This window comes from Inediibacterium massiliense (genome assembly GCF_001282725.1).
Classification (GTDB): domain Bacteria; phylum Bacillota; class Clostridia; order Peptostreptococcales; family Thermotaleaceae; genus Anaerophilus; species Anaerophilus massiliensis.
The window spans coordinates 948,286-961,212 of sequence record NZ_LN876587.1 but is presented as its reverse complement, the minus strand read 5'-3'; the positions used below and the strand labels follow the sequence as shown (position 1 = coordinate 961,212).

The 12,927-nt window shown below is 28.9% G+C and carries 13 protein-coding genes and 1 other annotated feature; all 13 genes read right to left on the bottom strand.

What is annotated here, in order from left to right:
* Positions 1 to 3 precede the first annotated feature (3 nt).
* Entirely contained in the window at positions 4 to 1,374 is a 1,371-nt protein-coding gene (gene scfB / locus BN2409_RS13160; protein WP_053957077.1) for a thioether cross-link-forming SCIFF peptide maturase, read from the bottom strand.
* 86 nt (positions 1,375 to 1,460) lie between these two features.
* Positions 1,461 to 1,715 carry a DUF5320 domain-containing protein gene (locus tag BN2409_RS13155; protein WP_053957076.1) on the bottom strand — a complete coding sequence of 85 codons (255 nt, stop codon included), beginning with the start codon at positions 1,713 to 1,715 and terminating at the stop codon, positions 1,461 to 1,463.
* Between the two features lie 90 nt (positions 1,716 to 1,805).
* Positions 1,806 to 2,306: a Fur family transcriptional regulator gene (locus BN2409_RS13150; protein ID WP_330375458.1), complete on the bottom strand. Its 501-nt coding sequence runs from the start codon at positions 2,304 to 2,306 to the stop codon at positions 1,806 to 1,808.
* A 94-nt stretch (positions 2,307 to 2,400) separates the two neighbouring features.
* Positions 2,401 to 2,646: a DUF1292 domain-containing protein gene (locus BN2409_RS13145; RefSeq protein WP_053957074.1), complete on the bottom strand. Its 246-nt coding sequence runs from the start codon at positions 2,644 to 2,646 to the stop codon at positions 2,401 to 2,403.
* A 12-nt stretch (positions 2,647 to 2,658) separates the two neighbouring features.
* Positions 2,659 to 3,075: a Holliday junction resolvase RuvX gene (ruvX, locus tag BN2409_RS13140; protein ID WP_053957073.1), complete on the bottom strand. Its 417-nt coding sequence runs from the start codon at positions 3,073 to 3,075 to the stop codon at positions 2,659 to 2,661.
* A 12-nt stretch (positions 3,076 to 3,087) separates the two neighbouring features.
* On the bottom strand, positions 3,088 to 4,038 hold the full coding sequence (locus tag BN2409_RS13135; RefSeq protein ID WP_053957072.1) for an aldo/keto reductase: 951 nt from the start codon (positions 4,036 to 4,038) through the stop codon (positions 3,088 to 3,090).
* Positions 4,039 to 4,049: 11 nt separating this feature from the next.
* Positions 4,050 to 6,194, bottom strand: a complete 2,145-nt coding sequence (locus BN2409_RS13130; protein ID WP_053957071.1) for a hypothetical protein — start codon at positions 6,192 to 6,194, stop codon at positions 4,050 to 4,052.
* A gap of 12 nt (positions 6,195 to 6,206) precedes the next feature.
* On the bottom strand, positions 6,207 to 6,464 hold the full coding sequence (locus tag BN2409_RS13125; protein ID WP_053957070.1) for an IreB family regulatory phosphoprotein: 258 nt from the start codon (positions 6,462 to 6,464) through the stop codon (positions 6,207 to 6,209).
* A gap of 123 nt (positions 6,465 to 6,587) precedes the next feature.
* A complete protein-coding gene (gene alaS, locus BN2409_RS13120) occupies positions 6,588 to 9,230 on the bottom strand; it encodes an alanine--tRNA ligase (protein ID WP_053957069.1) in 2,643 nt (880 codons plus the stop codon).
* Between the two features lie 52 nt (positions 9,231 to 9,282).
* Positions 9,283 to 9,505: a binding site (T-box leader), on the bottom strand.
* Between the two features lie 59 nt (positions 9,506 to 9,564).
* The gene (locus BN2409_RS13115) at positions 9,565 to 10,752 is read right to left on the bottom strand and encodes an AI-2E family transporter (RefSeq protein WP_053957068.1); all 1,188 of its coding nucleotides are present in this window, start codon (positions 10,750 to 10,752) and stop codon (positions 9,565 to 9,567) included.
* 72 nt (positions 10,753 to 10,824) lie between these two features.
* Entirely contained in the window at positions 10,825 to 11,007 is a 183-nt protein-coding gene (locus BN2409_RS13110; protein ID WP_053957067.1) for a hypothetical protein, read from the bottom strand.
* Positions 11,008 to 11,028: 21 nt separating this feature from the next.
* Positions 11,029 to 11,559, bottom strand: a complete 531-nt coding sequence (locus tag BN2409_RS13105) for a PRC-barrel domain-containing protein (protein ID WP_053957066.1) — start codon at positions 11,557 to 11,559, stop codon at positions 11,029 to 11,031.
* Positions 11,560 to 11,641: 82 nt separating this feature from the next.
* On the bottom strand, positions 11,642 to 12,739 hold the full coding sequence (gene mnmA, locus BN2409_RS13100; protein ID WP_278320224.1) for a tRNA 2-thiouridine(34) synthase MnmA: 1,098 nt from the start codon (positions 12,737 to 12,739) through the stop codon (positions 11,642 to 11,644).
* Between the last annotated feature and the right edge of the window lie 188 nt (positions 12,740 to 12,927).

Below are 12,927 nucleotides of genomic sequence, written 5' to 3'. Positions count from 1 at the left end.
TACTTATTTCACTTCCTCAATTTTATTCTTTCTATAATATTGTAATGCTATTGCACATTCAATTCTTTTCCTTTGCATCTTGCAACCTATTTCATAAGGTATTTTTGTATCTCTATTAAAATTATAATTATTAGCTTGACAACCTCCACTACAATAAAATCTTGCAAAGCATTTTTTACACTCTAATTTATTATATATATTAGATTCTCTAAAATTACTTGATATTTTATTATTTTGGATCCCATCATATATAGTTCCCACCAAAAAATCTTTATTTCCTACAAATTGATGACAAGGATATATATCTCCATCTGGAGTAATTGCAACATACTCAAATCCTGCTCCACAACCAGATAATCTTTTATAAATACATGCTCCTCCATTCATATCAATATTAAAATGATAAAAAGTAACATCATTATGATTGATAAGTTTATCTACAATTTTATCATATTGATTAAAAATTTCATCTAAATGTTCTTCTTGAATAGCAAGCACATGATCATCAGGTAATACTACAGGTTCAATTGAAATTTCTTTAAATCCAAGATCTACAAAGTGTTCTATATCCTTAGAAAAATCTAAATTTTGTATAGTAAATGTTCCTCTTATATAATATTGCTTTTTCGATTTATGCCTTCTTTGAACCATACTTTTTATTTTAGGAACAATAGAATCATAAGTTCCTCTGCCGTCTATACTTAATCTTATGCTATCTTGTACCTCTTTCCTTCCATCTATACTTAAAACAATATTAACCATATTTTCTTCTAAATAATCCATAATCTCTTCCGTTAATAATGTAGCATTTGTAGTAATTGTAAACCTAAAATTTTTATTATATTGTTTTTCCTTACCTCTAGCATAATCAACTGTTTTTTTCACAACATCCATATTTAGAAGAGGTTCTCCTCCAAAAAAATCTACTTCTATATTTCTCCTTTTACCTGAATTTTCAATTAAAAAATCAACACTTTTTTTAGCAACCTCAAAACTCATTATTGTTTTTTGTTGATCATAGCCTTCTCCATCTGCAAAGCAATATTTACATCTTAAATTGCAATCATGAGCAACATGAAGACAGACTGATTTTATACAATTAGGTTCATCTTGAAAGCTTTTGGCAAAATCCTCATATATATCTTCAGAATATAACTGTCCTCTTTCTATCAATTCTTCTATTTCATCATAACATTCATTTAATATATTTTCATCATATTTTCCTTTGTATTTAGTTATAATATTATTTCTACTATCTATCCCCTCTTCATCAATGATATCATAAATAATTTTATCTACTACATGAATAGATCCTGAACTTACATCTAAAATAAAATAGTCATCTTTATATTGAAATTTATGTATATCTTTCATTATTTTAAGATCCTTTCTTTACTAAATATTAATATTTCAAATCATTTTATAGGCAATAGAAATAAGAGGTAAAAATCACCTCTTATTTACTTATCATCCTGTAACATATTTAATTGATTATCTATTACATTGAGTCTACTTTTAAGAATTTCTTTTTGCTCCATCAATAAATCTTTTTGATTCATTGTACTCAAGCCACTTCTTTTAAATCCTTTTCTACATCCTAACCCTAGTCCTAATCCTCCCATTATATTTGCACTTTTAGATACATTACAAAAACCCATACCTCTTCCTGTTTTTGATCCCATCCCCATTGGACCCGTACCATCTCTTCTTGGCATAAAGCCACCTCCATTTTTGTTTTGGGTATTTACCCTTTATCACTAGTATATCCTATTTTGGGTATATGTCAATAACTTTTTATAATAACTTTATAAATCTTGTAGTTTTAATTTTTCTCTACATTTGCTACATATTCCTATAAACATAATATTTGAATCGTATATTTCTAGATTATTTTCTTTTTCAATTATTCTATTTAATTTTAAATAATCAGAATTGATCTTTTGACTATCTATATCCATTATTGTATTACATCGATGACATTGAAAATGAATATGCAAGGGCTTGCCACTAAAAATTTTCATTTCATAATAACTGATTCCATTCATGTTTATTTCTTTTACTATTCCTAACTCCACAAATACCTTTAAAGCTCTATATACTGTGGCCAATCCTATATTTTTTTCTTTTATTTTTACTTTTTCATATATCTCTTTTGCATTTAAATGTGTTTTATTTTTTAAAATAGTTATTAATATAATTTGTTTTTGAGGTGTAAATTCATAATCATTTTTTTCTAGAATCTTTTTAAAAGGCATTAAATCGTCCTTCATAAAATCAACTCCTATATTAATATTGGCATTTGCCATTTTAATTCTACTATTGTTTTTAGTTATTGTCAAATGCCCATTACTTATCTCTTGAATTTATAAAAATAAAAGCTGCAACCTAAGGTTGCAGCTTTTATTCTTCCTCCATCATTAATTCTTCATATGCACTTAATACTTGACTTAATTCTTCATCATCTTGAATGTTTTCTAGTACCTCTTCTCCATCTACATCTATAATTTTAAAAATCACTACTCCCTCTTCATCATCTAAGGGTTGTAGTATTGCATATTCTGTCTCTTCAATGTTTAGAGTCGCAATAATCTCAAAATCTATTTCTTTTTCATTTTCATCTATTAAAGTAATTTTATTGTTTTCCATTTCATCACCTCTTTAAAATTTTTGTGCATCTAAATAACCTTGTAAAATATATGTAGCAGCTACCATATCTATCACTTTTTTTCTATTTTCTCGTCTTACATCTCCCTCAATCAAAGTTCTTTCTGCTGCTACAGTTGTAAGTCTTTCATCCCATAAAATAATTTCTACTTTAAATCTATTTTTTAGTCCTTCTACAAAAGATAATACTTTTTCTCCTTGAGGACCTATAGTGCCATTCATATTTTTAGGAAGCCCCACTACAATTTTTGTAACATCCTTTTCTTTCATGATCTCTTCTAATCTTTTGTAATCTGCTTTTTTTCCAACTCTTCGAATCGTCTCTACTCCTTGAGCAATCATCCCCATTATATCACTAACAGCAACACCTATGGTTTTGTCTCCTACATCTAATCCCATTGTTCTCATCATTGATCCTCATCTCTATACAATTTTAATACAAAACTGTGGGCAATAACTACTACAATATCCACACAAGACACATTTTGCTGGATCTACAACTACTTGATTATTCTCAATTTTTAATGCCTTATGCTTACAATGTGCTACACAGCTCCCACATTTTTCACACCAGAAATCTATATGTAATTTTCTTGGCTTTTTAGATATTTTATTTTTAATATGAGAAGGTACTTCCTCTCCACTAAATTTCATAACATTTGCAATGACTTCTTCTTTTGTTTGCATTCCTACTGCTATAGAATGCAATTCTTTAATAGATAAAGCATATTCTAAGGATTCATCTACAGAGGAGATTAAATTTCCTCCTCCAATAGGTTTCATCCCATAAATACCTTTTCCATTTTCATAAGCCATATGAATAGCCTCAAGCATTTGATCCCTTGTACCATCTTGAATTCCAATACCTGTTTTATTAATAATAGGATGAATCACATCAATTTCTTTCATACTTGCTGCTGCTTTTACTGCTCTTATAGTGTGAGTAGAAATTCCTACAGCTTTTATTATACCCAACTCTTTCATTTTTAAATAATACTTTAAAGCTTCATAATGTCCTCTTAAAGTATGTTCACTTTCTTGCTCATGAAGTAAAAATATACCTATTTTATTGACTCCTAGTCCTTTTAAAGCCTTATCTAGACTTTTTTTGGCAGTTTCTTCATCATAAGCATAAGATTTACTAGCAATAATAATATCATCTTTTCCATAAATCTCTAATGCTTTTTTAATATGAGCATAAGTTTCATAAAGTTCAGCAGTATCTATAAAATTTACTCCTCTTAAAAAAGCTTCTGCAATAATTTCTCCTCCCTCATCAGGGGATAAATTTGCTTGCAATGGACCTACTGTCAATCCTCCAAAACACAGTCTAGATACTTTTATTCCTGTGTTTCCTAATGCTTGATACTCCATAAAAAAGACTCCTAACTATCTTGATTTAAACTAAACAAAGTAAGATACAACATACTCATTACTAAAAAAATAATTCCTGTAGCAGCTGCCACAACTCCTGAATCATTTACAAAAAAAGCTACAATAGATGCCATTACAATTCCTGACCATCCAATAGAAAGATTTGGATATTTATTACTTAGCTTACGAATTGTTCCTACTGGTCTGTAAAATAAGGTCCCCAATATAACAATAGCAGATAATAAAACCTTACTCCAAATCGTAACTCCAATAAGCTTTGCATTCATCTCCAATTTTCTTTTTATAATCAGTAAAATAGCACCAGGCCCACTTGACATAATTTGTTCAATGGCTCTAGCTAAATGAGATTGACTTTTAGAAAACTTTATATCAATAAATGCCATAAATGAAACTACTAGTACAACAGCTATTCCAATTACTACAAATTGTTTGAACTTTATTTTTACTTTAAATAATCTTAACAAAGTAAAGATAAACGCTACTACTGCTGCAATAGTTCCACCTACGTTTGCTCCTAATTTTGGATATCCAATGATTAACATAGTCACAAAAAATATACCCATAGACCATTTTTTACTTAGTTTGAATCTATCTAAAATAATAGTTGCAAGTACCAAAGTAGAACCTATCAAAACACCCATATATTCATTTCCTACTCCATAATATCTAGCTCCAATAATAGGGTCATATCCTAAAAGAGAGTCCTTTATTAAAGTAGCATTCGTTAAAATATCTAAAAGCAAGCCTACTGTAGTAATAAAAGACAATATGAATAAGCCATCTAATATGCTTTTACTAAGCTTTTTCGTCATATAAATAATAAGAATAGTCAGTCCTATGATTAAAAGATAAATAACAAAAATATTTTGAATGTGAAATAAAGGTAAAATCAATAAAACAAAAGGAATGACCATAGTACTTAGTAATACATTTTTAAAATGCAATATAATGTTTTTGTTTATTTTTTTCTCAAATAAAATAAACAATAAAGCAACAATAGATACAATGATTTCAAATATAGCAAAAGTAGATAATACAGGAGCTCGATTTACAGATGTACTCACAATTTTGTCTTTAAAATCCATTAAAAAATCAAAAGAATCATTTTTTTCTATAAATGCTATATCTCTTCCACTCATTTGATTTGTATCTGCATGTAAGTAGCTTAAAATAGATGGAGCAATATCTACATTTCCTATAATTCCATCTCTTCTAGTTGTAGAAGAAGTTACTATTCCTTTTACAACTCCATCTCCATAAAAAATTACAGGTGTTAGCTTATCTCCATTTTTAATATTATCTGAAGATGGATAAGGAGTTACAAGAATAAGTCTTGTATGATTAAAATCTATTTTTTCTACTAATTTATGCATATAATCATTTGCATCTTTTAATATCTTTTGTTTCTCCACAATATACATTTCATCAGATAGATTAGGCTTGTATCTTTCTAATCTATTCATATCACCTATATCTATTACAACTAAATCTGACTCATCATATGATTTCTCAAATACATCTATCATTTTAGAAAAATTACTTTTAAGCCCAAAAGGATAGGATTCATCTTTCATTAAAATCTCTTGTCCAACACTTCCATAGTCTACATATCCTCTATCATCCATAGCCACAATTGGAGCTAAGCGACAAAATTCTTCCTCTATGTCTCCATTTCCTATGGCAGCAGTTTTCATACCTTTATCATGCAGTGCTTGTCCTAAACTTCCTACAATAGCTCCATAATCTCCTTCTAAATTTGATCGAGTCAATGCAGGCATATCCACATTGACAATTCCACTATTGGGCAAATTCATTCCTGTTCTTCTTTTGTATATCTTCTTTATTTGGTCATTTACTTCAAAACATCCTATTGTAGTAGCTGAGGCTTCTGCCCCTGTTCCTGCTCCTAAAGTAGCATATGCTTTATATCCATTTGCTCTACCAGAAGTTCTATTGTTTAAAAGTCCAATACTACCATGATCTATTAAGTTTTTTACAGCACTCATCTGATATAAATCCTCATAGTTCACTTCATTCATAAGAACCAATACTACTTTTTCCTTTTCATTTCCATAGGAAAATGAAGTAAGTAAAATCAATATTAAAAGAATAGCCATGTAGATTTTCTTTTTCAATTTTTCTCTCTCCTATTGTTTTTCTAAATAATTTTTTAATAGTTCTTCTAATAGTTCATCTCTTTCTAGTTTTCTAATTAAACTTCTTGCATTATTATAGCTTGTAATATAAGTAGGATCTCCTGAAAGAATATAACCAACCAATTGATTAATAGGATTATATCCTTTCTCTTTTAATGATTGATACACACTTTTTAAAATCTCTTCTGCTTCATTTATATTTTCCTTTTCTACATTAAATTTCATAGTATAGTTGGATGGATCATACATTTTATACACTCCTTTCTCTCTTATATTGTATATATTCTGTCTAATTATACATAATCCTTTTAAAAATTACAAAAATAGAATGGAATGGACGAAAGCATTGATCACCTCCGTCCACATTTTTGATTATTTTTTCTGTTCTTTTACTAAATTTTCTACTATTTCTAAAGCTTCATCTATTTTAGATAAATCTTTTCCTCCTGCTTGTGCCATGGTTGGTCTTCCACCACCGCCTCCACCTGTAACTTTTGCAACTTGTTTAATAATATTTCCTGCATGAATACCTTGTTTTACCATGTCTTCTGTCACCATGGAAATAAAGTTTAATTTATTATCCTTTATACTCGCTAATACAATCACACCTGATTTGATCTTATCTTTTAATTGATCTCCCAAATTTCTTAATTCTTCTGCATCTAATCCTAATAATTTATATCTTATCACTTTTATTCCATCTATTTCAATCATATTTTCTAAAATTTCTTCAACTGCTCCACTGGCCATTTTATTTTTTAGAACTTCCATTTCTTTATAAGCATTCTTTAACTCTTCTACTAAGCTTTCTACCTTACTTACCACATCTTTTGGATTACTTTTTATAATTTTTACAATTTCTTTGATCTTCATTTCTTCTGATTTTATATATTCATAAGCTTTAGGCCCTGTTAATGCTTCAATTCTTCTTACCCCTGCAGCAACTCCGCCTTCACTTATGATTTTAAATAAACCTATGTGACTTGTGTTATTTAAATGAGTTCCTCCACATAGTTCTATGCTATAATCTCCCATAGTTACTACACGAACTACATTTCCATATTTTTCCCCAAATAAAGCTGTTGCACCTCTTTTTTTAGCTTCTTCCATATTCATTTCCTGTGCTGTAACTTTTAATCCTTCTAATATTTTTTGATTTACTAAATCTTCTACTCTTTCAATTTCTTCTTCATTAAGAGGTTGAAAATGGGAAAAATCAAATCTTAATCTTTCTGATGTTACTAAAGATCCAGATTGCTCTACATGCTCTCCTAATACTTCTCTTAAAGCTGCTTGAAGTATGTGAGTTGCAGTATGATTTCTTCCTGTATTGATTCTATTTTCTATATCTATTGCAGCAAAAATAGTTCCTTCTGTAGATAAACTGCCCTCTAATACTTTTCCTATATGAATAATCCTATCTTGATTTACTCTTTTACAATCTAATACTTTAAATACAAAACCTTCTCCATATAAGACTCCTTGATCTCCCTTTTGTCCTCCACCTTCTGGATAAAAAGGTGTCTCATCTAATATGATAATTGCTTCATTATCTTTTGAAATTTCTTGAACCATTTCTCCATCTTTGATGATAGCTAATACTTTTGAAGTAGTTTTGTCACATTCATATCCCTTAAAGTTAGATTTAATTTTTTCATCTAACTTACTATATAAATCTTCCTTCCATCCTACTTCATCGTTATTTTGTCTAGCACTTCTTGCCCTTTGTCTTTGTTTTTCCATCTCTTCTTTAAAAGCTTCTTCGTCTACATCTATATTTTCTTCTTGAAGAATTTCTTTTGTAAGCTCTAATGGAAATCCATACGTATCATATAATCTAAAAGCATTTTCTCCTGATAATACTTTTTTATTTTCTTTTTTCAATAATTCAATATATCCTTTTAATATTTCACTTCCTTGATCAATTGTTTCTTGGAATCTTTCTTCTTCAATAGAAATAATTTTTTTAATATATTCTTTCTTTTCTATAAGCTCTTCATAAGCCTCGCCTGATACTTCTATGACAGAATCTACAATGTTTGTTAAAAAGCTTTCTTTCATTCCTAATAATTTTCCATGTCTTGCTGCTCTTCTTAAAAGTCTTCTTAAAACATAACCTCTTCCTTCATTGCTTGGTAAAATACCATCACTTACCATGAATGTAACAGAACGGATATGGTCTGTAATAATTCTTATAGATACATCTTCTTTGCAATCTCCACCTTTATAATCTTGCTGTGAAATTTTTACTACTTCATCTAATATATGCTTAATTGTATCGATTTCAAATATATTGTCTACTTCTTGCATAATACATGCAACTCTTTCAAGCCCCATTCCTGTATCAATATTAGGATGTGGTAGAGGATTATAATTTCCTTTTTCATCTTTATCAAATTGTGTGAATACATGATTCCAAAATTCCACATATCGATCACATTCGCAACCTGGCTTACAGTCTACATGTCCACATCCATATTTTTCTCCTCTATCATAATAAATCTCAGAACATGGACCACATGGACCCGTTCCAATTTCCCAAAAATTATCATCTTTTCCAAGTTTAACTATTCTTTCCTTTGAAAGTCCTATTTTTTCGTTCCAAATTTTATAAGCTTCCTCATCTTCTTCATATACAGTTACCCATAATTTTTCTACTGGAAGATTTAAATATTTTGTTACAAACTCCCAACCCCAATGAATAGATTCATTTTTAAAATAATCTCCAAAAGAAAAATTTCCAAGCATTTCAAAAAAAGTAGCATGTCTTGCAGTAATTCCTACATTTTCAATATCTCCTGTACGAATACATTTTTGACAAGTAGACATTCTTTTTTTAGGGGGTGTATCTATACCCATAAAATAGTTTTTCAAAGGTGCCATTCCTGCATTAATTAATAATAAACTTTTATCATTCTCAGGAACCAATGAATAGCTTTTTCTCACATAATGATCTTTACTTTCAAAGAAATCTAAAAAACTTTTTCTTATTTCATTTAATCCCATCTTTTTCACTGTATCTACCTCCAATATTTATTTATGCAAAAAAAATAAACTCCTATCCCTATATAGGGACGAGAGTTTTCTCGCGGTACCACCCTACTTACCAAAAAAATTGGTCTCTTTATAATACCTGGCATGATAACAGTTGCCATCTGTTAATCTCTACTTGATTTCAAGACTAATACTCTGAAGCTGCTTCTAAAGATCCTAATCAGAAATCTCTCAGCCTATGGATTTCTTCTCTATAGATTAAAGATCGATGTACTCCTCTTCATCATCGTACTTATCATATGAACTTGAATTGATTATATAAAAATTCATACTTCTTGTCAATTCTTTATATGTCTTATCCTTTGACCATCCAATCCATTATATGTCCTGAAACAATCTTTATAATTGCAGCAATTGGAACAGCAAATAAAAGACCTATTAAACCAAACCATTCACCTCCTAATAATAAAGACAATATCACTGTAATAGGATGAAGTCCTACACTTTCTCCTACTATTTTAGGAGTAATAATCGCACTTTCTATTTGTTGTATAATCGTAAAAGCTAAAATCACCCATAAAGCCTTTATAGGACTATCTAATAAAGCAATAAATACTCCTGGAACAGCACCTATGATAGGTCCAAAGTAAGGAATAATATTTGAAATTCCTGCAATCATACCTATTAAAAAAGCAAAATCTACTTGAATAAATAATAAAGCTATCACACTTAATATGCCTACTAAAAACGCTACAATAAATTGTCCTCTGATGAATTTATTTAATAATAAGTGAATATCTCTAAAAATTCTAATACATTCACATCTACAACTTTTAGGTATACAAAACATGATTTTCTTTTTAAAATATTCTATGTCCTTTAAAAAATAAAAAGAAAATATAGGAATTAACACAATCGTAACTATTTTAGAAAATATATTAAATATACCCAATGTGATATTTTTCATACCTTTTGTAAAAATGTTTTGTATTTTATACAAATTTTCTTCAACACTATCCTTCATAAATCTTAGTTCAGGAGAAAAATGATCTAATTTTTCAATTTTTATATATAAATCATTTAAAAATTGATTTGTTTCTTTTGTATATTGAGGAAATAATTCTACTAATTTTTTCGTCTCTTTCATCATAGCAGGAGTTACTATAAACGATATGAGAAAAATAATCATAATAATAGACAAATACACAATGGTTACACTCCAAACTCTTTTTATTCCTTTTTTATCAATTTGTGTTACGATGGGATTTAATAAGTAAGAAAATACAATAGCCCAAAGAATAGGAATCACTAATTTCCATAAAATACTTCTAAAATGATAAATTAAAAGAATGAATAAAAAACCAATCATACCAATCCATAAATAAAAAAAATATTTTTTTTTCATTTTCAGTCTTTTATGTACATCAATATATTGATTTCCAATATGAATTAAATAATAAATACAAAACCCTAATAACAAAACAAGAAATAAACGAATTCCTATATTTAAAATATAAAAAAGATAATATACAGGTTTACTCATTCTTTTCCTCCTCATACTCATATTCAATCTGACTTTGTAAAAAGCAGCTAGAATTAGCTGCTTTTTGTAAAGTCATCTTAAAATGCTCATAGATTGAACCATATCTATTACATTAGATGCATTCTTTATTAATTTTCTACCTCTCTTCATAATCATTCTTCTTTGTCTAGGACTCATTTTTTTATATGCATATACTCCAGTAGTCATTCCAAGCATACTTCCTGCAATCATCCCTGAAAAAAATCTGTTTTTCATTTGGGACACTCCTTTCTTTGATCATTCTAGAGAAAATTTTTTTTTGATGCCTCCTGTATCATAAAGAATAGAGTGAATCATATTTTGAGGTAACCTAATAGATTTTTCATGAATATCAAAAATATTTGTGACTGGCAAATAGGGTCTTCCTTCCATTAAATCATCAAACAAACTTTCTGCTAAAACTAAATTTACTATTCTTCCAGTCTCTGTTTCTATCATAACATCTTGTACCATTCCTATTGTATTATCATCACTGGTCCTAATATCTAATCCTATAATACTTTGAATAGAATCTACCTTTTCTATCTTCCTTTTGATGGTATGAATATTTTTTTGACTTTGAATCTTAATACTATTTTCATGAATTTCTAAAATATCTTTAAAAAATATCATTTTAGGCTCATAAAAATAGCCACCTTCTTGAACTAGAAAAGAAAAAATATGAAAATTTTGATTACAATAAAGAACATCTTTTACAGTAGTAACTCTACAGCCTTCTTCTAAACATAGTACTGGTAATCCTATACATTCACTTCCTCTTTTAAGCATCTTATCTCACCACACATTTAATTGCTATATTTTTATGATTCCACTTATAAATAAAAAAAATGCACTCAAAAGTGCATTTCAATTATATTACTTTTCTTACAATTGTTCCTCCTCCTAAGAGTTCATCTCCATTATAAAATACAGCTGCTTGTCCAGGTGTAATCGCTCTTTGAGGTTTTTCAAATATAATACGTACTTGATTATTTTCTTCCACATATAAAGTAGCTTCTGAAGGCTTTGCATTGTATCTTATTTGTGCTTTTATATTCATTTTGGGGCTTATTTGACTAGGTACAATAAAATTAACATCTTCTACTAAAAGTTCTTTCCCAAAAACTTCTTCATTTTCTCCTAATACAACTTGATTTTTCTTTGGAATAATATCTACTACATACATAGGTTTCCCTAAAGCAATTCCTAAACCTTTTCTTTGACCTATAGTATAATAAATAATTCCATGATGTTTTCCTAATATATTTCCATCTTTATCAACAAAATTTCCCGGAACAATTTTGTTTGGTTTTCTTTTTGAAATAAAATTTCCATAGTCATTATCTTTTACAAAACAAATTTCTTGACTATCTGGTTTTGCAGCTGTCTCCAGTCCGAGCTCTGCTGCAATTTTTCTCACTTCATCCTTTGATGAAAACTCCCCTAAGGGCATTAGTGTATGCTTTAACTGTTCTTGTGTAAAATTGTATAAAGCATAAGTTTGATCTTTAGCTACTGCATTAGATCTTTTGATTTTATACTCATTATTTTCATATGAAATTTTAGCATAATGTCCTGTAGCTACATAATAAGCTCCTAAATTATGAGCTCGTCTTAAGAGCTCTTCAAACTTCATAAATTTATTACAGGCAATACAAGGATTAGGAGTTCTCCCCTTTACATATTCATCTACAAAATAGTCAATTACTTTTTTTTCAAAAATTTCTTTAAAATTCATAACATAAAAGGGAATTCCCAATTTATCTGCTACTCTTCTTGCATCATCTACAGCAGATAGCCCACAGCAGCCTCCTACTCTTTCTACTTCTTCTTCCTCCATATCTGGCCAAACCTGCATGGTTACTCCAATCACTTCATATCCTTGTTTTTGCAAAACATAAGCAGCTACTGAACTATCTACACCACCACTCATTCCTACTACTACTTTTTTCTTATCTAATAAAGTCACTTGATCACCTGCTTTTATTATTTATTTTTCTATAATATATATATAATTATGTATTCAAATCGTTAATAAATTATATAAAAACAAAGTCTAAACATAAGGAACAATTATTGAGAATTTGTGAAAATATAGAATAAGTGAGAAAATGATTAGCATTACACTGTTTGAGCGCAAGCGAGTTTGTAATGCTA

Bases quoted from the DNA above. Each gene is read 5' to 3' on its own strand.
- BN2409_RS13145 (WP_053957074.1), bottom strand. From the start codon at position 2,646: ATGGAAAACAATAAAATTACTTTAATAGATGAAAATGAAAAAGAAATA.
- BN2409_RS13125 (WP_053957070.1), bottom strand. From the start codon at position 6,464: ATGTATGATCCATCCAACTATACTATGAAATTTAATGTAGAAAAGGAA.
- BN2409_RS13105 (WP_053957066.1), bottom strand. From the start codon at position 11,559: ATGCTTAAAAGAGGAAGTGAATGTATAGGATTACCAGTACTATGTTTA.
- BN2409_RS13115 (WP_053957068.1), bottom strand. From the start codon at position 10,752: ATGAGTAAACCTGTATATTATCTTTTTTATATTTTAAATATAGGAATT.
- BN2409_RS13135 (WP_053957072.1), bottom strand. From the start codon at position 4,038: ATGGAGTATCAAGCATTAGGAAACACAGGAATAAAAGTATCTAGACTG.
- ruvX (WP_053957073.1), bottom strand. From the start codon at position 3,075: ATGATGAGAACAATGGGATTAGATGTAGGAGACAAAACCATAGGTGTT.
- BN2409_RS13150 (WP_330375458.1), bottom strand. From the start codon at position 2,306: ATGGCAAATGCCAATATTAATATAGGAGTTGATTTTATGAAGGACGAT.
- BN2409_RS13110 (WP_053957067.1), bottom strand. From the start codon at position 11,007: ATGAAAAACAGATTTTTTTCAGGGATGATTGCAGGAAGTATGCTTGGA.
- scfB (WP_053957077.1), bottom strand. From the start codon at position 1,374: ATGAAAGATATACATAAATTTCAATATAAAGATGACTATTTTATTTTA.
- BN2409_RS13155 (WP_053957076.1), bottom strand. From the start codon at position 1,715: ATGCCAAGAAGAGATGGTACGGGTCCAATGGGGATGGGATCAAAAACA.